Below are 23,657 nucleotides of genomic sequence, written 5' to 3'. Positions count from 1 at the left end.
TTAACTTAACTTTATCAAGTTATTTCTCTGCTTATCAATGTGATATGTGATAGTCGACCCAGTTCTATATAAAAAACGCAAACTGATAGGACTCATTTTATTTCTAACTTTTACAATTTTCAATACAATATGAATCAGAAAGCTACGCTGCTGTTACTTTTACTACTTCAATTATCATTAGTTAGTAAAGGTCAAGAATTAACGTTGGCATGGTCTAATTCTCTGCCTGATAGTACTCATATTATTGCACAAACTGTACATAATGACAGTACTTTAATACTTTTAACCAAGCATGAAACTATTGTTGATTATTATACTTTAGATGATTCTCTAGGTAATACAACAACGAGTAACGGATATGGTATCATTAGTTATGATATTCATGGTAATTACAATTGGTCTAAATTTTATGAAGACACATTAGGAAACTTAAGTCTTGCGGACATAGATGTTGACCATAAAGGCTATATTTATGTCTATGGAAGTTTTACGGACTCTTTAGATTTAGATCCTAATCAAGATACAGTAAGTATAAAGACTTCTAATGATAATGAAGATTTAGTGCTTGTTGTTTTAGATGAAATAGGCAACTATAAATCACATCTTCAATTAGGAGGTGACGGCGTGGAAAATGCTGATAAACTAATGATTGATGGTAATCTATTATTACTTTCCGGAGGTTTTGATAGAGAAATTCAAAGTGGATTTGATTTTAATCCGTCTTCTTCCCAAAATGATTCTTTACAGGCATCAAATGCTTCAGGAGACAATTTTTTATTACAGTTAGATACTGTTTTTAATTATAACTGGGCTTACCAATTTAATAGGTCAAGTGGTGATTCTTTATTTACAATCAATGATTTGAAGTTGGATAGAAACAGACGTGTATATGTTTGTGGATCAACAAATGAAAGCTTTAATGGTTTTATGAATGACTCAGATACAGTGGGTTATTTAATCAGATTCAATAGCAATGGAGAATTAGCTTGGGCAGTTCAGCCATCGTTATATCCAGATACCGTAATTGTGTCACAACAATCAGCAGATTGGATAACTATTGATGCTGTAGGAGACATTTACCTATCAAGCACTTATCAATTAGATTCAATTTTAAATGATTCTTTAATCACTAACTTCACCTCTAATCTAGCGGTAAGTAAGATCAATGCAAATGATGGAACAGGAGTCTGGTTAAACCTTTTCGAAAGTAATTTTGACCAATATAAAGCCAGTACTTTTTTTAATATAAATGACGACCTGTATCTTTTTCAAGAAAGTAGAGTTTACACATTAATAGACTCCACTGGTAAAAGAACTGGATCTCAATCAGTAGGTTTAGGGGGGTACTCATCAATCAATCAAACTCCTAATCTCGGTGATTATTTTGTGAGTGGATTTGCTGGTGGAGAATATTATGTAGCTAGATTCTACCCTGATGATGTGACAACTTGGAGTAATGAACGTTGGACTCGAGGAAAACCCTATTGGGATGTTCCTGCAATTTTGGCTGAAGATTACACTACGACAACACATGGTGATTTTGTTACCGAAAATTTAGTAATCAATAATCATGTTCAATTAGACATTCAAGCTGGTGGATTTATTGAAGTACTGGACTCAATTGAGAATAACGGAAATATTACTATGCATCAGTCAAGTGCGTTGTTTCATGAAGTTTACACTGGAGAAGGTAGTTTTACTGTAAACTTTAATTTATTATCTAAAACGGGTTATAGTTTCTTTTCTTCACCAGTTCAAAATGCATCTTCTTTAGTGTTAGGGACAGCGTTTCTTTATAATGAAAGCTTAGGAAGTCCAAATAAAGGAGATAACTGGCAAGTGCCGAATGGCGATTTATTTGTAGGAAAAGGTTATGCTGTGTATCAGACAAAACAAGCGTTTAATGTAGGAGGAATTCCAAACTCTGGAGATTTTAAAGTGTCGGTGACAAATACAAATTCAGATGGATACAACCTGATTGGTAACCCTTATCCTTCTCCAATTTCAGGAACAAGGTTTCTAAATGAGAATGATAATATTTCAGCGCTTTATTTTTGGGATGATGACGAAACGGATGGTCAGGATTATAGCTCAAGTGATTATATCACATGGAACTTAACAGGGTCTACCGGTGGAAATGGTGAAAACTTGAATGGGAGCATCCCAATGGGGCAAGCCTTTTTCGTAAATGTGGCAACCACTGGTGAAGTAAATTTTAACCATTCAATGAGACAGTCTTTTCAAGATGCCTATTTGAGAAAAGGAAATATTCAAAATAGACTTTGGTTGACTTTAGAAGGAGCCCAATTAAAGAAAGAGCTTTTATTGGCTACTATGGATTGGGCCTCTGAAAATTTTGATACAGGTTGGGATGCATTGGCATTTAATAATGGATCAAATAATGCCACTTTTACCACATTAGATAAGGATCGTAATCATCTTGCTATTCAAGCTTTGCCTCTTCAAGACGAATATACAATACCTCTTATGATTGAAAATTTTGAAGGAAAGGGACTGCTTAAAATTGAAAAAATAGAAGGCTTTAAAGATTTTGATATTGAAATTATTGATCATCAGGAAGGCGTAAATCAATCTATTCAAAAGGATGGTTATCAATTTGATGCTTCAAGAGATGATAGCGAGCGTTTCTCATTATTTATTACCCCTAAAAATAGCAATGTGCTAAGCCTAGAAGAAACATTGGCGTCTTTAGTAAAGATCAAAACTCTATCCAATGGAATTAATATAATGACTCCTTTTGATACACATTTGATAGGTTATAATACTGTTGGAGAAGTGATACTAAATACACATTTGAAAAAAGGAGAAGTATTTATTCCAACGGAGAAGTCAGAAATTCTCATTCTTCGCTTTAATTCCAATAAGGGGTCGTTTACTAAAAAAGTAATACGATAAAGGTTATAAGTATCAGACTTAAAGAGCTCAATTTTAATAAAAGACATTATGAAAATATCACTTATATTATTTTACCTTCTTTTAGGTAGTACATTAATAGGATATTCACAAAGTGATGAAGCAGCTTATGAAAATAAATTTGCAGTTGGTTTATCATTAGGAACATCAGGTGGAGGTATTGATGTAGCAAGAAATTTTTCACATTTTAATATAGCATTAGGTTTTAATTACTTGGAGGTTAAAGATCTGAAAAGAACAATGACGATCCAAGGAGAGTTGATGGATACAAAATTATCCACGAGTGCTTTTAATATTGATTTGAAAGCAGAATATCTTCCTTTCAAGAAAAGTAGCTTTAAGCTTTTTGCAGGAATAGCCTATTTACCTCAAAGTAATGTTGAGGTGAAAGGGATGTATGCTAATCAGGTTCAGGTAGGTGAATTAGTTTTTACACAAGAAGAAATTGGTGAGATCTATTTTAAAGGAGATTGGGCCAACTTTGCCCCTTATTTTGGTTTAGGTTTTGGACGAGCGGTTCCCAAAAGAAGAATTGGTGTGGCATTCGATATGGGAGTCTATTATATGGGAAATCCTGAGGTTACTTTTACAGGTACTAACATGTTTTCTGATTTGAATTCTCAAGAAGAGCAATTGCAGAAAAATCTGGAAGGTTACTCTTGGTTGCCAATTTTAAAGTTTAGACTCTCTTACCGAATTAATTAAACAAATTTACTGCTATGAAAAAGTTCTATTATATAATAACCTCTTTAATATCGGCAATAGTAATATTTTATGCTTGTCAGGATCCTTTAGAAAACGTTTTTATACCAATTTCTCCAGAATTATCATCTTATGAGGTTTCCATTCAAGTTTATGATTTGGAAAACCCTTCTAATTTATCTGACCCTGAAGCTTTAACAGTGGAGCTATTAGGTCCAGATGCGGATAAAATATTGAATAATTCAGGCCGTCGTGAATTTGTGGCTCAAAACGGTATTATTAATCTTGCTGTGAATAAAAAATATTCTGATATCACAGAACCAATCAGATTTACAGTGAAGGTTTCAGGTGAAGATTATTTGACAACGACTATCCCTGTTGAGGTTACAGGTGAAGAAAAGTTTCTTGAAATTAATGCCAATATCGTGAACCTTTCAAACCCACCAACAGGTGTTGATATAAAAAGAGAGTTCTTCACTATTAATTCAGATGGTTCAACAGGTGAAGAAATTGTGGTAAGTACTGCCAATGCTGATACTCAAAATAATCTAGAAGTATCCACAGAAATAGCTATACCAGCAGGCATTCAATTTTTTAATACAGCGGGAGAATTAATTACTGGTGGAGAATTGGAAGTTCAGGTGATCAATTTTGATAATAATGAAACAGAAAGTCTAGAAGCTTTCCCTGGTGGGTTTTCACCGAATTCTATTATTGATGAGAATGGATTAGAAATTACAGATGCAACTTTTATTACAGCTGGGTTTACTTCAATTGATATGTTTTTAAGTGGCGAAGAGGTAAAGAAGTTTTCGAAGCCCATTAATATTGTAATGAATATTAATAAAGGGACTTTTAATCCAGAAACGAGAGAAAACTTGAAAGTTGGAGACATTATCCCAATCTGGTCTTATAGTAATGATGATGGACAGTGGGTGTATCATGGTGATGGTCCAGTAGCACTTTCAAATACAGGAGGTTTTAAAGTAGAATATACTACAACCCATTTATCTTCCTATAATTTAGATTTTAAGTCTGCAGGTAAGTGTTCTTCAACAAGGTCAATTGTCAGACTAGAAGGTGTAGATAATTTGCCGGCAAATGTAAACTATAATATGAAATTATCTTTTGTTCAAGAGAACTCTAAACAACCAGTAAGTAGTTTTGCAACTAAAGGTTGGAAGATCAATAATAAATCTACAGATTTGACACTTAGAAATGCACCGAATGTATCAATGCAATTACTAATTTATATTCAAAAACCTGGGAAAACCTCAATTCCATTGCCCAACTTACCTGATGATGATACCCAATACTCATTTGAGATTGAAGATGCCAATGTTGGAGAGTTTGTAGAAGTTTATCGCTCTGAAGCTTTTAATGGTTGTGATGGAGATATAAGTGTTCCTATTTATGATATTATCCAAAGTGTAGGAATTAATCCTCAAATAGATGTCACCATTGAGTATGTGGGGCGTTGTGGTAATAGGGAAATAGCACCATCTGTCGGGCTTTACAGAAAAAATGCCTCTGAAATTTATGAGTACGCAGGATATGTAAACAAAGGCCGAGTTACTTTATCATTACCTAAAATTGATTCTACTTATTACTTCGGTTTTTATTGGGGAACCGAGTTTTACGAAGACTCATTATATATAGATTCTACAGAAATGTTGGATACGGATATCAACCTTGATGAGTTTTGTGAAACAGTGCTGAAAGACTTTTAATAATCACCTCAATTAAGAGCATGTTCGGAATATCTCTTTTAGTGAAAATTCACCTTTTCAGAACGTGAGTTTATTAATTTCCACGCAACCTAAAATGGAACACTTTCACTTCTAAAATATATATTCAAAACATGTTCTAAATCGTAAAAAGCTCTTAAGAATATTAAATTTTTAGGAGCTTTTTTATGTTCTGAAATTATTAATTCAATAAAAATATTTTTCACATAATGTTCAAAATTTAACACACTAAATAGCTGTGTTCAAAATTTAACATGGTGTCTTGAAAATATTTCATCCATGAAAATTATATTTTAAAAAAGTATTAATAATTCACTGGTTTACTTGAATATATCATATTTAATTTCCTAATTTTGATTATCAAATAAGGAATAATGACAAAGAAAATAGGACATATAACAGGTTTAAAAATTATGAAAAAGTTCCCCATCAAGGGACGCTTTTTTCGACGATAGTCCTATTGATTGACGGCTAAAATACAATGACTATTTTGATTAGCCGGCTCGCGATTATAGTGTTTCAAACAAAGTTTTACGAGAGGAAGTCTAAAAACTAACTTACAGCTTGCTCTATAAAGTTTTTAAGGAAATGACAGTTAAGAATCTAATTCAAGAGATGCAACATATATCAAGTTTTTCAATTATTGAGGCAAGTATCAGTGAGCATAAAAGCTATGCAAAAGATATCTGTCATCAGATTGAGGAATCAGCAAAAGCTAGAGGTACTGGTATTGCTAAAAGAAGTGTGGACTATATCGAAAAGAAATTCGAGGAAGGGAAAGGTGTAATTGCCATTGCTGATGATGGCACCTTTGCGGGCTTTTGTTACATTGAATCATGGGGACACAACAAGTATGTGGCGAACTCGGGTTTGATTGTAAATCCAAAGTTTAGAGGGACAGGCTTGGCAAAAGCGATTAAGAAAAAGGCTTTCCAATTATCAAGAAAGAAATATCCTGATGCAAAGCTTTTCGGATTGACGACAAGTTTACCTGTGATGAGAATCAACAGCGAGTTGGGGTACCGTCCGGTTACATTTTCTGAGTTGACAGATGATGAGCAGTTCTGGAAAGGTTGTCAAAGTTGTGTAAACTATGATATCTTGCAGAGAACTGAAAGAAAACATTGTTTATGTACAGGTATGATCTTCGATCCGAACGATCCAAGATATAAATCAACTGTAGAGTAGACATCAAAAAAGATTTAACAAACAAAAAAGAAATATATACAATGAGTCAAAAAGTGGTTTTAGCCTTTAGTGGTGGTTTAGATACAACATATTGTGTAAAGTATCTTTCAGAAGAAAGAGGGTTAGAAGTGCATACCGCTATCGTTCAGACGGGAGGTTTCTCTGACGAAGAGTTAAAAGAAATTGAAGAGAAAGCATATACTTTAGGTGTTAAGTCTCACATTACTTTAGATCAAACGGAAACGTTTTATGATCAATGTGTAAAGTACTTAGTATTTGGTAATGCTTTAAGATATAATACTTATCCATTGTCAGTAAGTGCAGAGCGTGTATTCCAAGCGTTGGCAATTGCTGAGTATGCTAAGAAAATTGGTGCAGATAGTATTGCTCATGGATCTACTGGTGCTGGTAATGACCAAATCCGTTTTGATATGGCTTTCAAAATTATCTGTCCTGAAGCTGAAATCATTACACCAATCAGAGATAATCAATTATCAAGACAAGACGAAATCGATTACTTGATCTCAAAAGGTGTAGAAGGAAACTGGGAAAAATCACTTTACTCTATCAACCAAGGTTTATGGGGTACTTCAGTAGGTGGTAAAGAGACTTTAGGTTCAAGAAATACTTTACCTGAGGAGGCTTTCCCTACGCAAGTGACGGAAACTATTCCTAAGAAAGTAGCATTGACTTTTGAGAAAGGTGAATTAGTTGGTATTGACGGTCATATTTTTGACAAGCCAGTACAAGCTATTCAAGAATTAAATAAAATCGCTTCTCCATTTGGTATCGGTAGAGATATTCACGTAGGTGATACAATCATCGGTATTAAAGGACGTGTTGGTTTTGAAGCAGCTGCTCCAGTGGTAACTATTAAAGCTCACCACTTATTAGAGAAGCACACACTTACAAAGTGGCAATTATATTGGAAAGAACAATTAGGTAACTACTATGGTATGTTGACGCACGAAGGACAATGGATTGATCCGGTAATGCGTAACATCGAGAAGTTCCTTCAAGATACACAAGATCACGTATCAGGTGAAGTATTCGTGACATTGTACCCTTACAGATTCGAATTAGAAGGCATTGAGTCGAAATATGACTTGATGAACAGCACATTCGGAGCTTACGGTGAAATGAACAATGCATGGACAGGTGAAGACGCTCGTGGTTTTGCAACTATTTTAGCAAATCAAAACATGATCTTTGGTAAAGTGAAAGAAGCTGCTGAAGAAAGTGTTTCTGAATAAAGTTTTTTTAAACCTGATAACTTGAATTGGTAAAAAAACTAAGGGTGCGGAAATAATTCTGCATCCTTTTTTAAATCAATTTAGTTTATCAGGGCAACAGAAATTAGACAACAATACAAACTCACAAATATTAAAAACATAAGAAGATGAAAGTTGGAATTATAGGTGGAGCCGGAATGACTGGCGGCGAATTACTAAGAGTATTAATTAATCATCCGGAAGTAGAAATTGATTATGTACATAGCCGTAGTCAAGTAGGAAAACCTTTGTATGCTCAACACAAAGATTTATTTGGAGAGACAGAATTAGAGTTTACAGGTGAGGTAAAAGATTCGGAAGTGATCTTCTTATGTTTAGGGCACGGTGAGTCTGTTAAGTTTTTAGAAGAAAATACATTTGCTCCTGAAACTATCATTATCGACTTAAGTCAAGATTTTAGATTAGGTGAAGGAATCGTTGAAAATAGATCAATGCAATTAGGTGACCGTGAGTTTATCTATGGTTTACCTGAATTAAATAAAGAAGCGATCCAATCTGCAAAGAATATTGCAAACCCTGGTTGTTTTGCTACTGCTATTCAAATTGCATTATTACCATTGGCTTCAGCTCAAAAACTGAATGATGAGGTGCATATCAGTGCAATTACAGGTTCTACGGGTGCAGGTGTGAAGTTAATGGCAAGTACTGCTTTTACTTGGAGAACGAGTAATATTTCGCATTACAAAGCATTTAATCACCAACACTTATTAGAAATTGGTCAGTCATTAAATCAGTTACAAGATGGATTTAATCACAAAATCAATTTCATCCCTTATAGAGGTAATTTCACAAGAGGAATTTTAGCGTCATGCTATTTGAAATCTGACCTTTCTCAAGAAGAGGCAGTGAAGTTATTCAAAGATTATTATGCTGATGCGGCATTTACACATGTCATTGACGGTCCGTTGGATTTGAAGCAAGTAGTCAATACTAACCGCGGATTTATCAGTGTTGAAAAGCATGACGATACATTATTAGTCACTTCAGCAATTGATAACTTATTAAAAGGTGCAGTAGGACAAGCAGTTCAAAACATGAACTTAATCTTCGGGTTAGACGAGAAGCTTGGTTTGAACCTTAAGCCAATGGCATTTTAATCTCACTTTTCACATTCAACGTTTCGAAAAATGGCAAATTTATTTGATGTATATCCTCTTTTTGACATTGAGCCTGTTAAAGGTGAAGATGTTTGGATCTATGATAAAGAGGGACAGAAATATTTAGATTTATATGGTGGTCATGCGGTAATTTCTATCGGTCATACTCACCCTTACTATAAAGAAAAACTAAGCACTCAATTAGAAAATTTAGTTTTTTACTCGAACAGTATTCAGAATCCATTACAAAAAGAATTGGCGTCTAAACTAGGTGAAGCTTCATGTTATCACGATTGGAACCTTTTCTTATGTAACTCTGGAGCTGAGGCGAATGAAAATGCTTTCAAATTAGCATCTTTCTACAATAAGAAAACAAAGATCATCTCCTTCTCAAAAGGTTTTCATGGGAGAACTTCATTAGCCGTAGCTACAACTGACAATAAGAATATTGTAGCTCCTGTAAATGCAGTGCACGATACTTTGATTTTACCTTTTAATGATGTAGACGCTTTGAAAAAAGCATTTGCAGAAAATGAAATCTGTGCAGTAATCGTCGAAGGTATTCAAGGAATTGGTGGTATCTATGAGCCAACTGAGGAATTTATGCAAGCGATCAGAACATTGTGTGATGATCAGGATGCTGTATTTATTGCAGATGAAATTCAGTCGGGTTACGGTAGAAGCGGTCGTTTCTTTGCTCACCAATGGTATGATGTAGTTCCAGATGTTGTGACAATGGCAAAGGGTATGGGGAATGGTTTCCCAATCGGCGGCGTTTTCATTGCTCCAAAATTTGAAGCTTCATTCGGAATGTTGGGAACAACTTTCGGAGGAAACCACTTAGCATGTGCGGCAGGTATTGCTGTATTAGATGTGTTGGAAGGAGAGAATTTGATTGAGAAATCAGTTGAAGTAGGAGAGTGGATTGTAGAGCAATTGAAGCAGAACCCAGCCGTTAAAGAAATCAGAGGAAAAGGTTTGATGTTGGGTATTGAGCTGAATGATGCTGTAGCACCTTTAAGAAAGGAAATTTTGATGAAGCATAAGATTTTCACTGGTGCGTCATCCAATAAAAATACAATCAGATTGTTACCTCCATTGACATTGACAAAAGAGCAAGCACAGTTATTTGTTGATGCTTTTAATGATGTAACAAAAGAAATAGCATAAATAAAGTGTAAGGATGTTGTATTACAATGTCCTTACTTAAGTACTAAGACAAAATTATATAATACTAATTCTGTTTATTGTTTTCGATTACTTCCTTTAAAAAACTTTAAATAGAATCACTATTGGTACGTTTTTCTGCGTCGTACTCACAAAAAAGAATTAAGAATTAGTCAATATCTATTTTTGGCTTAGTACATAAACAATCAAAGACATAGAATTAGAAATGGAAAAGTTTTTATCAGTAAACGATGTTCAGGACTTAAATGAAATCGTAAAAAGTGCATTGTCAATTAAAGCCAATCCTGAAGCTTATGGTGATGTAGGAAAAAATAAAATGTTAGGATTACTTTTTTTCAATCCTAGTTTAAGAACAAGACTTAGTACTCAACGTGCCGCACGCCACTTAGGAATGGACGTGATGGTAATGAATATAGATAAAGACGGTTGGAAAATCGAAACAGAAGACGGTGTGATCATGGATGGTGATAAAGCAGAGCATTTGAAAGATGCTGCAGCGGTTATCAGTCAGTATTGTGATATTATTGGTGTTCGTTCGTTTCCAAACCTTCAAGATAAAGAAGAGGATAATGCAGATGGTATCATGAAAGACTTTGTAAAGTACGCTCATGTGCCAATTGTAAGTTTAGAATCTGCAACAAGACACCCACTTCAATCTTTAGCTGATTTGGTGACAATTCGTGAGAATTCAGATAAGCCAAAGAAGAAAGTAGTATTGACTTGGGCACCTCACCCAAGAGCATTACCTCAAGCAGTTCCAAACTCTTTTGCAGAGTGGATGAATGCTGCTGATGATGTTGAATTGGTCATCACTGCTCCTGAAGGATATGAATTAGATCCTGAATTTGTAGGTGAAGCTACTTTTACAACAGATCAAGATGAAGCATTAAAAGATGCTGATTTTGTTTATGCTAAAAACTGGTCTTCTACAACTGAGTATGGTAAGGTAGTTTGTAAAGACAATTCTTGGCAAGTGACGGAAGAAAAAATGGCATTGACCAACAATGGTAAGTTTATGCACTGTCTTCCAATCAGAAGAAATGTAGTGGCTTCAGATGGTGTATTGGATAGTGACAACTCTTTGATCATAGAAGAAGCAAACAACAGAACTTTTGCGGCAGCAGCAGTTTTAAAAGCTATTCTTGAAACAGAATAACTAGTATTACTTTTGAGACAAGGTAAAATAAATGTCTCACATCCCACATATATAAATAACAAGGGACGTAGCAATGCTATGTCCCTGTTTTGAAAATACAAAAATGAAAATATCAGTAATCAAAGTAGGAGGAAATGTGATCAACGATGAGGTGGCATTATCCTCTTTTTTAGAACAATTTTCTCAGCTAGAAGGAGCAAAAGTATTAGTGCATGGTGGAGGTAAATTAGCGACAGCTATGGCACAGCGTTTAGGCATTGAACCTAAAATGGTGGATGGAAGACGTATTACAGATGCTGATACTTTAGAAGTGGTGACAATGGTATATGGAGGTTTAGTCAACAAGAGAATTGTAGCTCAACTTCAAGCAAAAGGTACTAATGCCATTGGATTGACAGGTGCTGATGCTAATATCATTGAAGCGGACAAAAGAACGGGATGGGAAATTGACTTTGGTTTTGTGGGTGATGTTCGAAAAGCAAATGCAGGGCCAATTGCCAATTTAGCAAAAGAGGGTATCACGCCAGTAATTGCACCTTTGACACATGATAAGAAAGGACAATTATTAAATACTAATGCCGATACTATGGCACAAGCAGTGGCAGTGGCTTTAGGTCAGGCAGGTCATGAAGTGTCTTTAAGATATTGCTTTGAGAAGGCGGGTGTATTGTTGGATATCAATGATGATAATTCATTAGTAGAAGAGTTGGATCCTCAAAAATTTGAGCAGTTCAAAGCGGAAGGGGTAGTAGCAGATGGTATGTTGCCAAAACTTAAAAATGCTTTTGATGCAATTGAAGCTTCTGTAAAAGAAGTATGGCTAGGAAAAGTTGAAGGTTTATTAGCCAATACTCCAAAAGGGACGAAGATTATTGGAGAGTAATTTAATGTAGATTACTTTTAATCTGATTGTTTTCATAATTTACATTATAAGCAATCAGATTTTGTATAAAACAAGAAATCTGAATTCCATATTTACGTTTTTAGCTGAAAAATAAATAAAGATGAAACATCAGGAATTAGTCGAGAAAGCCATTGAGCTTTTAAAGCAAATGATAGCCACAGAATCTTTAAGTAGAGAGGAAGATGACGTAGCGGAAATAGTGGCTCGTTTTTTTATTGAAAACAACATTGAGATTCATCAATATAAAAATAATCTATGGGCTAAAAATGTTCATTTTGATCCCTCAAAAGAGACTATTCTTTTAAATTCTCATATAGATACTGTAAAACCAAATAAGGATTGGACAAGAGATCCTTTTGCTCCTACCGTAGAAGATGGAGTGTTGTATGGTTTGGGAAGTAATGATGCAGGAGGTCCTTTAGTGAGTTTGATTGCCACATTTCTTTATTTTTATGAAAAAGAAAACCTTCCTTACAACCTAGTGATTTGTGCTTCTGCTGAAGAAGAAATTTCGGGAAGAGAAGGTATTGCAGATGTATGGGATCAATTGCCGAAAATTGATTTTGCAATTGTAGGTGAGCCTACACAAATGCAATTGGCTGTTGCCGAAAAAGGATTGATGGTGTTGGATTGTGTGGCTGAAGGAGAGTCAGGGCACGCAGCAAGAAATGAAGGAGTAAATGCCATCTACAATGCGATGAAGGATATTGAGTGGTTTAGAAACTATCATTTCCCTAAAGAATCTAAAACACTAGGCCCAATCAAAATGTCGGTGACTTGCATTGAGGCAGGGACACAGCATAACGTGGTTCCATCAGAGTGTAAATTTGTGGTGGATGTACGTACCACAGATGCTTATTCTAATGTGGAAACGTTGGAGCATATCCGAGAGCATGTGAGTTGTAAAGTGACTCCTCGTTCAACAAGATTAAATCCTTCTGGAGCACCATTAAATCATCCTGTAGTAAAAGCAGGAATGCAATATCAGAAAGAAACGTATGGTTCTCCTACGTTATCAGATCAAGCTTTGATGCCGATTCCTAGTTTAAAATTAGGACCTGGTGATTCAGCAAGGTCACATACTGCTAATGAGTATATTTTGTTGGACGAAATAGCAGACGGAATTAATGATTATATTCGCATCCTAGAAGGTGCATTTATCATGACCCCGTAGGGGTAGACCTATGTGTCTACCCGCAATCATTGGTATGTTCCCTTTAATTGATTAGAAATAAAAAAATAAAAATAGATAGAGATGAAACTTTGGCAGAAGTCTACCTATACTGTAAATGAAAAAGTGGATAAATTTACAGTAGGTAAAGATAGAGAATTGGATATTTTACTGGCTCCTTATGATGTAAAAGGATCGATGGCTCATGCTACAATGTTGGCAGAGGTAGGATTACTGACAGAAGAAGATAGAGACATCTTATTAAAAGGACTTCAGGAAATCTACGAAGAAATTGAGAAAGGTAATTTTGTGATTGAGGATGGCGTAGAAGATGTTCACTCTCAAGTGGAAATGTTACTGACACAACGATATGGTGATGTTGGTAAAAGATTACACTCAGGTAGATCGAGAAATGACCAAGTTTTATTAGACCTTAAATTGTATCTAAGAGATGCATTGAAGGAAGTAGCCAACAATACGAAAGCATTATTTGATACTTTGATTGAGAAATCAGAAGAGTTCAAGGATTACTTAATGCCAGGTTATACGCACATGCAAGTGGCAATGCCTTCTTCTTTTGGTCTTTGGTTAGGCGCTTATGCTGAGTCATTAGTAGATGATATGGTGATGCTGAAAGCAGCTTATGATATCACAGATAGAAACCCACTAGGTTCAGCGGCAGGGTATGGTTCTTCTTTCCCATTGAACAGAACAAAAACGACAGAGTTGATGGAATTCCAATCGATGGCTGTCAATGTAGTTTATGCTCAAATGGGTAGAGGAAAAACAGAATACCATGTAGCGAATGCGATGGCTTCTGTAGCAGCAACAGTGGCAAAGCTATCAATGGACGGTTGTATGTATGCAGGTGGTAACTTTGGTTTCATCAAATTCCCTAACGAGTTCACAACAGGTTCGAGTATTATGCCTCATAAGAAAAACCCTGACGTTTTGGAATTGACAAGAGCGAAGTGTAACCAAATTACATCATTACCTACACAAATCATGTCAATCTTAAGTAACCTTCCAGTAGGTTATCATAGAGATTTACAGCAAATCAAGGAGATCTTACTTCCAGCAATTGAGATGTTGAATGACTGCTTGGAGATGACGAAGTTGATGTTTGAAAAAATGGAGCCAACTAAAGACCTTTTAGAAGCACCTATTTATGATTACTTATTCTCTGTAGAGGAAGTAAACAAACTAGTGCTTCAAGGTATTCCTTTCAGAGAAGCGTATGTGATCGTTGGTGAGGGAATCGAAAAAGGAGAGTACAATCCAGAAAGAACAGTCAATCATAGCCATGAAGGTAGTATTGGCAACTTGGGTAATGATATTATTAAGAAGAGAATGGAAGAAACATATTTTTAAGTAAACTTCTTTTAGAAAAAGCCTCTTTAATTCTCGAAATTAAAGAGGCTTTTCTTTAGAAAGTGGTAGAGAAATTTATAGGGATGAAATAACTAGAATGTACTAATTGCCCTCTTTTTCTTTCAGGAACCCATCTACCAAAACTCATCAGTGTTTTTTGAGCAGCTCCATTGACTTCATCTCTTTGATGAACTAAGAACTCAAACCCCGTTAAAGAACCATCAACCTTGACCTCAAATTTTAGAAAAACTGTCCCGAAGTAAAAATATTCTGGAATTTTAAAGAAGTTATTCCCTAAAAGCCTGGTTTCAAATTGTCTATTGAATTCACGGTAGAATTTTTTATACTCTTTTTGAGGATGAGCAAACGTTTTTAAGGTAGTATATGAATATTCATCATTGAATTTGTTCCAGCTTTTTCCGCTGATCAAGTCTCCATTTTCATATGTCTCAATGTAATAAGCAGATGAATCAGCGTAAAAACCTTTCCATGTTCCTTCTTTTTTGCCATTAATAAAACTTCCGCTCTCAAAACATTGTTCTATTTCATTCCAATACGATATAGATCCATTTCGGTCAATCATAGTTTGAATACCAGTAGAATCCCAGGCATTTATGAAATCGGTTCTTATATAGTTGAAGCCATTTTCATCATATTTCACTATGTATTTATAGTTGATTTTCCCATTATTAAAGTTTTTAATCCAAACACCTTCTTTTAGTCCTTCTATATATTTTCCATTGTCTTTTAAGTGACCATTTTGATAATATTCTTTCCAAAAACCAGTTTTGAAATTTTTCTTGAAAGATCCCTTGGAATGAATTGTTCCATCTTCAAAATAAGAGATGTAAGAACCTATTTTAGCACTGTTGACAACTTCGCCCTCTGTTTCAAACTGTTTAGCAATTGTATTATTTAGATGATAGACTTGTTGTAAATAATATCCTCTTTCACTCATCCCAATAGGATTGCTTTTAGTATAATAGAGTGCTTTTTTATCTTCTTGCTCAACAACTTCCAAATCAGCATTAAGAAAAATACGGTCTTGACTGTAGGATGTAAATGAGAGATGTAAGAGAATTTGAAAAATAAAAAAATGACGCATTAGGTGGTTTGCTTATAAAAAAAATACTTTTGTAAACGCTAAAAGTAAAGTAATATTTAGACCAATCCAAGACTATGTTATACAGAAATGCAACTGCGGGTTAATATTCGTCGCTCGAAAATAATTCAATTGGGAGAACAAATGTAGATGGAACTTTTTGTCCTCTTTCAACTGCAGGAACCCATTTTTTTAATTCTAATAAAGTATTCTTGGCGGCGTTATTCACACTTGGAAGTTGAGGGTTTAAAAAGTGAATGTTAGTAATAGATCCATCTAGATTAATATCAAAAACAAGGAAAAGCTTTTCTGCATAAGTATAGCTATTATTGAAAATATTTTTTGTAAGATACTTGGCTTGAAATTTATTGTAAAACTTCTTATCAAACTTTCTATAACCAATTTCTGGATAAGCTTCAATCATTAAAGTGTTATATTCATATTTTTGATTATTCTTATCCCAGCTTATTCCATTGATTAAAGAATCAGCCTCATACTTTTCCTCATAATATTTTTGGCCATTTTCATATATCCCAATCCAGTTTCCTTCTTTTTTTCCTCCTTTCAATTCTCCTTCTTCAGTACATTTCCTCTTTTCATTGTAATATTTGATGGTTCCAGTTTGATCAGAAAGTGTCTGCTGTCCAGAAGTGTTCCATGCATTTTCATAAACTCTCTTTACATATTGACTTTCAGAAGTGTAACTATCTGTATAAGTGTATTGTAGTTGTCCATTTTTGTAAAATCTTTTCCAAGTGCCAACTTTAATATCATTTTCATATTGCCCGACCTCTTTTAAGCTACCATTATTATAAAAGAGCTTCCAAGTTCCAGCTTTTTTTCCGACAATAAAATTCCCTTTAGACTCTATTTGCCCGTTTGTATAGTAAGATGTAAATACCCCAAATTGCTTGCTTAATATTGATGACCCTTCAGTGAGAAATTGTTTTGCCAATTGACCGTTAAGGTCATACAAACTATGTTGATAATATCCATCTTGGTTCACCTCCATAAACTCATATTCACTATAATATTTTTTCTCGGGTGAGGAAGAGGGTACTTCCTGTAAATCGTTATTATAATAAACTCTTTTTTGGGCAGTCACTGACAAAGAGGATGTGAATAAGAGAAGAATTAGACATACAAATTTCATTAGATTGAAAAGTTGGATGGTTTATGATTTGATCTAGTACTGTTGTAATATATATAATGTTTTTTCCAAAGCAACAGTAAATGCTTTTTTCTCGATTTTACTTTTGATAAATCGTAAAATATTGATTTGTAGCTCCAAAATGATCTTTAAAAAGTGTTCAAAATACATCATTAAATAATACTTTTTCTCCTTTTTAAAGTACAATTAATAATTGTTTGTTTTACGTTTAATTGATTTTTCAGTAGAATATTTTGCAAAATATGTTATTTAGCATGTTTTACATTGACTACTATTGCTATCTTTACGGTACAAACTTTTGAACTAAATATTATTTAAACTTTTTGCTAGACATGAAAAAATTAACAATATTAATCACAACGCTAATACTAAATGTTCTTTCTTTTACAGCTATTGCTAATGACCTTTCGTATTCAATCTCTGTAAAAAAGTCGATTGTATCCATTAATTTTTCTTCTCAAATTCAAGATAATAAAGATGTTAAAATCGAAATTATTGATGATGAAGGTAACGAATACATGGAAGAGAATTTCGTTGTAAATGCAGATAAAATTGAAAATATTGATTTAGCAATTTTAGAAAAAGGAACATATACTTTCAAAATGTCTTTTGAAGATAAAGTTGTAAGAAGAGAGTTTAAACTTTCTAAATCTAAAAGAATTTCATTAAGAGATTATTCAATTCAAACAAGAAACAGAGGAATTGTTGTAAGAATGAATGGACAAATGATGAAAGTAGAAACAACAAACGTTTTATCAGAAAATGTAAACTTAGTATTTAAATCTCCAAACGGAGATGACGAGTTGTTGTATGAAACATCTTTTCTGTCAGGAGAAAATGCCATTACAAATATAGATTTAAGAACTTTGGGTGTCAGTCAATTTATTTTGAATGTTGTTGAAAATGATGTGACTTATACTGAGACAATTACAATGTTTTAGTGTAATACCCTTGTTTGTTACGTTAAAGGCTGATTCCATTTTTGGAGTCAGCCTTTGTTTTTTTAAAAGATAAAATAAGACGGAAAGAGAAGTTTGACCTTGAATAATAATGAATATAGTCAGTAATTGTTATTTTTAGTAGAATCAAAGAAAGTGCAAAGGGTACGTTTGAGGTCTCCATTATTCTCAATTGGGTTTCTAACATTCACTTTGGCTTAAACTATTAACAGGTAGTAATATATGATGACTTTAAAGCGAGGAGATAAAGTGGCTGTGGTGGCAAGTTCTGGAAAAGTGGATGTGGAAGCAACACTTCAAGGTATAGAGATATTAAGAGAGTGGGGATTGATAGTGCCTAATGATCAAGAATGGGCTGCTGAATGGGGTAGTCTTGCCGGAGCTGATAGTAGAAGAATTGGAAAGCTACAGATGGCATTGGATGATCCTGAAGTCAAGGCAATATTTATGGCAAGAGGAGGATATGGACTTACTCGAATTATTGATAGAATTGATTGGGCAAAATTTATTGATCATCCTAAACTCATCATTGGTTTTTCGGATGTTACAGCACTTCATACCTGTATCAACAATCTTGGTTTTCCATCATTGCATGCTCCCATGGTTGGACAGTTTTCTAATAAGGAACTAGAGGTTAGTATAAGTCAATTAAAAGGTATTCTTTTTTATGATGAATTTCCTTGTATTAAGGGAGAAGTCAATGAGAAATTCAGTGATCAGATTATTGAGGGAGAAATTGTGGGAGGAAATTTATGTCTTTTGGCAGATCAGATTGCTACTTATACTGAATTGAATACTGAAAATAAAATTCTATTTCTGGAAGAGATTGGAGAAAAGCCCTATCAGATAGACCGTTATTTAACTCATCTTAAAAGAAGTGGTGCTTTGAAGGGAGTTAAAGCAATTATCTTAGGACAGTTTTCTAATATACCAGACGAAGAAGAACCCTTTTTTCCATTAAGTATTAATAGAATGGTTAAGGAAAAAGTGGATGTACCTGTTATTACTGATGTTGCAGCAGGACATGACACTCCTAATACGCCAATGATGTTTGGACAACAATACAGGATAAAGTGTATAGGTGATAGAGCACTTATTGAAATTGTAGCTCAAAAATAGTTTTCAATTAATGGTATTCATTTGGATTAAATGAAGTTTTTAAACTAATACGATAATTGAGAGTGAAATAATAAAGTATATAATGTTATCTTGTGTTTGATAAACTAGAATCATTACCAGAAGAAATTAAACATCAAAAAAATATAAAGGTAATTAGCCCATATTTTTTAGTAGTTCACTTTTTGAATAAGGTGAACTATTTTTTTATACTAAAAAATAATCAATATTTGTTCAAACAATAAAAATAGGATGAAAATTATATACATAATGGATCCACAATGTGGGTGGTGCTATGGTAATAGCAAGAATATTCAGAAAGTTTACGATGCATATAAAGATGAAATTCAATTTGAATTTCTTGTAGGAGGAATGTGGATCGGTGAACAAGCTCCAAAAGGAGGTACACAAACCTATCAGTTTATGAAACAGCATTCACCTGTAATGGAACAAAAAACAGGTGCACTAGTAAGTACGGAGTTTTATGAGTTGGCACAAGATGAAACGTATACTTTTTCTAGCTTTGAGCCTGCATTGGCAATTACATGGATAAAAAAGAATGCTCCAGAAAAGACCCTTGCCTTTATTTCAGAATTGCAGAAGGCACAGTTTTATTTCGGACAACGTTTTGATGACTTTAAAACTTACTTAACCCTTTTGAAAAATTTAGACATAGATATTACCAAATTTATGGATTCCTGGGGAGCAGAAGAAGATCAAAAAGATACGATTACAGAAATTAATAAAGCCCGTCATCTAGCAAAGGGGTTTCCATCTTTGGTACTTGAAAAAACAGGAGGAGAGATAATTGAATTAGCGGCGGGTTATTTTGATGGAGATGAGATGGTAGATAAAGTCTATGGACATACGCTCTAAAACCTATAAAAGTCTTTAAAAGCCAGAAAAGAACCCTTATAAATTTCTATTATAAAAAATAAGAGTTTTTAAGTTAGAATAGTTCAATTTTTTCAAAAATCCCTCTACAAAAGTTAACGTTGTTACATTTTTGTAGAGGGATTTTATTTTGTTTGGTTATATGTAATAATATAAACATTTTTCTCAGCAACCGATTTCGGAAATTCTCGAATGATTTTTAATTAAAATATGAGTGTTAATATCTCAATAAAATCCAAAAAACATTCTACAGAAGTTAAAATGACTCATTTCATTTAACTTAAAATTAACATGACCAACAACCGTTTGCTTTGTAAATTTTAACATAAAACAAAGAGTTTAGGGATTAAAATAGGTAATTGAGATTGTTATATATATTATCTGTGTTAAATTTAAGATTTTTATTTATAAAAAATTAATCATATTCTGATCCTTAAAGTGTTTATATTGCACTTGTAAATTTTTAAGCAATGATGGAATGATGAAATAAAAAAAGAAATTTGTTAAACTTATTATTAAGAATCCATAAAAAGTCAGACCTAATTTTTTTTAGAGCTTGGTAGAAAAGTGATATTTTTCACCTTGACTCGCTTACGCATTATTTAAAAAATAAAAAGCAATCAATTTTAACTGTTTAGTTATGAATGTAAAATTACGTTTTACAAACAAGCATTTTGTTTGTACCCTCTTGTGTATGCTCTTTACTTTAGGTAGTAGCCTAGTATTTGCACAGGAAAAGTCTATTAAAGGTACTGTAGTAGATGAAAACGGGACGCCACTTCCTGGTGTAGCTGTCATTATTAAAGGTACTACTCAAGGTACAACAACCAACTTTGATGGGCAGTATATCTTAAATGTCTCATCTACAGATGAAATTTTATCATTTAGTTATATTGGTTATGTAACGAAAGATATTGTAATTGGTTCTCAGCAAGTGATTGACGTTCCAATGGATGTAGATGCAGAGCAATTAGATGAGGTACTAGTTATTGGTTACGGTAGTACGACTAAGAAAGACGCAACTGGTTCAGTTGAAGCAATTACTGCTGATGGTTTTAATAAAGGTGCAATCAACTCACCTCAAGGGTTATTACAAGGTAAGGTTGCTGGTGTTCAGATTACTACAGGTGGTGGTGCTCCTGGTTCAGGTTCAACAATCCGTATTCGTGGTGGTTCATCACTTACAGCTTCAAATGACCCATTAATCGTAATTGATGGTGTGCCAGTAGATTCAGATGGTATTTCAGGTATGAGAAACCCATTGAATGCAATTAACCCAGCGGATATTGAGTCAATGACAGTATTGAAGGATGCTTCTGCAACAGCAATTTACGGTTCAAGAGCATCAAATGGTGTAATCATCATTACTACAAAGAAAGGTTCTACTAATGAATCAACTATCAATGTAAGCTACAACGGTTCAGTTTCAGTAAATACATTAAACAATCAAGTTGACGTATTATCAGCAGATCAATACAGAGAAATTATGTCGGGTAGACCAGGTGAGCATTTACTAGGTTCAGCAAGCACTGACTGGCAAGAAGAAGTATTCAATACTTCAGTATCTACTGACCACAACGTAGGTGTATCTGGTAATGTGAAAGGTTGGTTACCTTACCGTGCTTCAGCTGGTTATACTTTAGATAATGGTACTTTGAAAGGTTCATCAATGGATCGTACTACATTAAACTTAAACGTTTCTCCTAAGTTCTTAGATGACCACTTGTCAGTAAATGCATCCATCAAAGGTATGTTTGTAAACAACAAGTTTGGTAATACAGGTGCAATTGGTAGTGCTGTTGCTTATGATCCTACACAGCCTATTTATGACAGCAGATACCCACAATATGGTGGATATCATACTTGGACAAACTCTGATGATCCAATGTCAGGAAGATCAGTAAATGCTCCTTCTAACCCAATGGCGATGATTAATCAAAATTCAAATACTTCAAATGTAAACAGAAGTATTGGTAACGCTCAGATTGATTATAAAATCCACGGTTTTGAAGACCTAGTATTAAAAGTAAATGCTGGTTATGATTACTCATCTGCACAAGGTGGTGTATATGAAGGAATTGAAACTTCATGGAACGAGAACAATGCACCTTCAGGCATTGAGCAAAAAGGTGGTTTTGTTTCAGATTACACACAAGAGAAAAGAAATGAATTATTAGACTTATTCGCACAATACAACAAAGAAATTGGTAAGCATAAGTTTGATGTAATGGGTGGTTATTCTTGGCAACACTTCTACCAAGAAGGTACTACAGTTGAACAAAACGGTTACGGTTATGAAATGAAAAACCAACCTTGGGCTACTGAGTATTACTTAATGTCATTCTTTGGTAGAGCAAACTATACTTTCAACAATAAGTATATGGCTACTGTTACTGTTCGTCAAGATGGTACATCTCGCTTCTCTCCTAATAACAGATGGGGTACTTTCCCTTCATTAGCATTAGCTTGGAAAATCAAAGAGGAATCTTGGATGCAATCAGTAAACTTCGTTTCTGATTTGAAATTAAGAGCAGGTGTTGGTGTAACAGGTCAGCAAAATATCGGACAAGGTGATTATCCTTACATGAATGTTTATACAAGAGGTGACGAATACTCAAGATATGGTTTCTACAACCCTCAAACAGGTCAGTGGGAATATATCAACACTACTCGTCCTGAAGGTTATGATGAAAACATTAAATGGGAGCAAACAACTACTTACAACGTTGGTTTAGACTTCGGTTTCTTCAATGATAGATTGACAGGTTCAGCAGAAGCATACTACAGAGTAACAGATGACTTATTGAACGTAATCCCTGTTCCTGGTGGTTCTAACTTGACTAACATGTTGTTAACAAACGTAGGTTCAATGGAAAACAAAGGTTTTGAATTATCATTGAATTACAAAGTGATCCAAAAGCAAGATTTCCACTGGGACTTCGGTGTTAACATGACTTGGAACGACTCGAAAATTACGAAGTTGACTACTGTAGACGATCCTGATTACGAAGGTGTGAAAGTAGGTGGTATTTCTGGTGGTACTGGTGAAACAATCCAAATCCACAGAGTAGGTTACACTCCTTATTCATTCTTAGTATATGAGCAAATTTACGATGACAATGGTAAGCCAATTGAAGGTGCTTATGTAGATAGAAACGGAGACGGCATTATTGATGACAGAGATAAATACATTGCAGGTGATCCAATGGCAAACGTATACTTTGGTTTTACAACTCGTGTAATGTACAAAAACTGGGAATTCAGTCTTGCAGGCCGTGCACAGTTTGGTGCTCAAGTATACAACAACGTTGATTCAAACAACTCGGCTTACAACCAATTGTATGTACCTGCGAACAACAACACTAACAACGTAACGACTGATATTTATAATACAGGATTCCAAGCTAATCAGTTACACTCTGATTACTACATTCAAGATGCTAACTTTTTGAGAATCGATAACATTATGGTAGGTTACAACTTCAATAACTTATGGGGAAGTAACTCAAGTGTAAGAGTATTTGGTACAGTGAATAACCCATTTGTATTCTCAAGCTACAAGGGTGTTGACCCAGAGATTCAAGGTGGTATTGATAACAATATGTATCCAAGACCAACTACTTACATGTTAGGTTTCAACGTGAACTTTTAATAACCGATTAAT

The 23,657-nt window shown here is 34.3% G+C and carries 17 protein-coding genes; 15 read left to right on the top strand and 2 right to left on the bottom strand.

Going from position 1 to position 23,657, the window contains the following annotated elements:
• Nucleotides 1-129 precede the first annotated feature (129 nt).
• The 11 genes from AVL50_RS04545 to argH all read left to right on the top strand — a co-directional run bounded on the left by AVL50_RS04545 (nt 130) and on the right by argH (nt 14,751).
• Nucleotides 130-2,916 (top strand): hypothetical protein, encoded by a 2,787-nt coding sequence (locus AVL50_RS04545; RefSeq protein ID WP_062615294.1) that lies wholly within the window; start codon nt 130-132, stop codon nt 2,914-2,916.
• Nucleotides 2,917-2,964: 48 nt separating this feature from the next.
• Nucleotides 2,965-3,639: a hypothetical protein gene (locus AVL50_RS04540; RefSeq protein ID WP_062615293.1), complete on the top strand. Its 675-nt coding sequence runs from the start codon at nt 2,965-2,967 to the stop codon at nt 3,637-3,639.
• A 14-nt stretch (nt 3,640-3,653) separates the two neighbouring features.
• Entirely contained in the window at nt 3,654-5,366 is a 1,713-nt protein-coding gene (locus AVL50_RS04535; RefSeq protein ID WP_062615292.1) for a hypothetical protein, read from the top strand.
• A gap of 606 nt (nt 5,367-5,972) precedes the next feature.
• Nucleotides 5,973-6,572, top strand: a complete 600-nt coding sequence (locus AVL50_RS04530) for a GNAT family N-acetyltransferase (protein ID WP_371258986.1) — start codon at nt 5,973-5,975, stop codon at nt 6,570-6,572.
• A gap of 41 nt (nt 6,573-6,613) precedes the next feature.
• Nucleotides 6,614-7,825, top strand: coding sequence for an argininosuccinate synthase (gene argG, locus AVL50_RS04525; RefSeq protein WP_062615291.1), 1,212 nt, complete (start codon nt 6,614-6,616; stop codon nt 7,823-7,825).
• 146 nt (nt 7,826-7,971) lie between these two features.
• The gene (argC, locus tag AVL50_RS04520; protein ID WP_062615290.1) at nt 7,972-8,961 is read left to right on the top strand and encodes an N-acetyl-gamma-glutamyl-phosphate reductase; all 990 of its coding nucleotides are present in this window, start codon (nt 7,972-7,974) and stop codon (nt 8,959-8,961) included.
• A gap of 30 nt (nt 8,962-8,991) precedes the next feature.
• Nucleotides 8,992-10,131, top strand: coding sequence for an aspartate aminotransferase family protein (locus AVL50_RS04515; protein WP_062615289.1), 1,140 nt, complete (start codon nt 8,992-8,994; stop codon nt 10,129-10,131).
• 223 nt (nt 10,132-10,354) lie between these two features.
• Nucleotides 10,355-11,305, top strand: coding sequence for an N-acetylornithine carbamoyltransferase (locus AVL50_RS04510; RefSeq protein ID WP_062615288.1), 951 nt, complete (start codon nt 10,355-10,357; stop codon nt 11,303-11,305).
• A gap of 103 nt (nt 11,306-11,408) precedes the next feature.
• Nucleotides 11,409-12,188: an acetylglutamate kinase gene (gene argB, locus AVL50_RS04505; RefSeq protein ID WP_062615287.1), complete on the top strand. Its 780-nt coding sequence runs from the start codon at nt 11,409-11,411 to the stop codon at nt 12,186-12,188.
• A 121-nt stretch (nt 12,189-12,309) separates the two neighbouring features.
• Entirely contained in the window at nt 12,310-13,383 is a 1,074-nt protein-coding gene (locus tag AVL50_RS04500; RefSeq protein ID WP_062615286.1) for a M20 family metallo-hydrolase, read from the top strand.
• 81 nt (nt 13,384-13,464) lie between these two features.
• Complete coding sequence (gene argH / locus AVL50_RS04495; protein WP_062615285.1) at nt 13,465-14,751, top strand: argininosuccinate lyase; 1,287 nt, start codon at nt 13,465-13,467, stop codon at nt 14,749-14,751.
• A 55-nt stretch (nt 14,752-14,806) separates the two neighbouring features.
• On the opposite strand, the gene AVL50_RS04490 is transcribed toward argH, so the two are convergent.
• A complete protein-coding gene (locus AVL50_RS04490) occupies nt 14,807-15,856 on the bottom strand; it encodes a hypothetical protein (RefSeq protein ID WP_062615284.1) in 1,050 nt (349 codons plus the stop codon).
• Between the two features lie 100 nt (nt 15,857-15,956).
• A complete protein-coding gene (locus AVL50_RS04485; RefSeq protein WP_157491141.1) occupies nt 15,957-17,006 on the bottom strand; it encodes a toxin-antitoxin system YwqK family antitoxin in 1,050 nt (349 codons plus the stop codon).
• Nucleotides 17,007-17,356: 350 nt separating this feature from the next.
• Between AVL50_RS04485 and AVL50_RS04480 the strand changes: the two genes are divergently transcribed.
• The 4 genes from AVL50_RS04480 to AVL50_RS04465 all read left to right on the top strand — a co-directional run bounded on the left by AVL50_RS04480 (nt 17,357) and on the right by AVL50_RS04465 (nt 23,645).
• Nucleotides 17,357-17,965: a DUF3244 domain-containing protein gene (locus AVL50_RS04480; protein ID WP_062615282.1), complete on the top strand. Its 609-nt coding sequence runs from the start codon at nt 17,357-17,359 to the stop codon at nt 17,963-17,965.
• A gap of 240 nt (nt 17,966-18,205) precedes the next feature.
• Nucleotides 18,206-19,102, top strand: coding sequence for an LD-carboxypeptidase (locus AVL50_RS04475; RefSeq protein ID WP_062615281.1), 897 nt, complete (start codon nt 18,206-18,208; stop codon nt 19,100-19,102).
• Nucleotides 19,103-19,351: 249 nt separating this feature from the next.
• Nucleotides 19,352-19,975: a DsbA family protein gene (locus tag AVL50_RS04470; protein WP_082795658.1), complete on the top strand. Its 624-nt coding sequence runs from the start codon at nt 19,352-19,354 to the stop codon at nt 19,973-19,975.
• A 712-nt stretch (nt 19,976-20,687) separates the two neighbouring features.
• Nucleotides 20,688-23,645 carry a TonB-dependent receptor gene (locus AVL50_RS04465; RefSeq protein ID WP_062615279.1) on the top strand — a complete coding sequence of 986 codons (2,958 nt, stop codon included), beginning with the start codon at nt 20,688-20,690 and terminating at the stop codon, nt 23,643-23,645.
• Nucleotides 23,646-23,657 lie beyond the last annotated feature (12 nt).

The sequence above is a fragment of the Flammeovirga sp. SJP92 genome, from assembly GCF_001583495.1.
Taxonomy (GTDB): Bacteria; Bacteroidota; Bacteroidia; order Cytophagales; family Flammeovirgaceae; genus Flammeovirga.
Note: the sequence above shows the minus strand (reverse complement) of the source record. Positions and strands in the feature narration are given on the sequence as shown.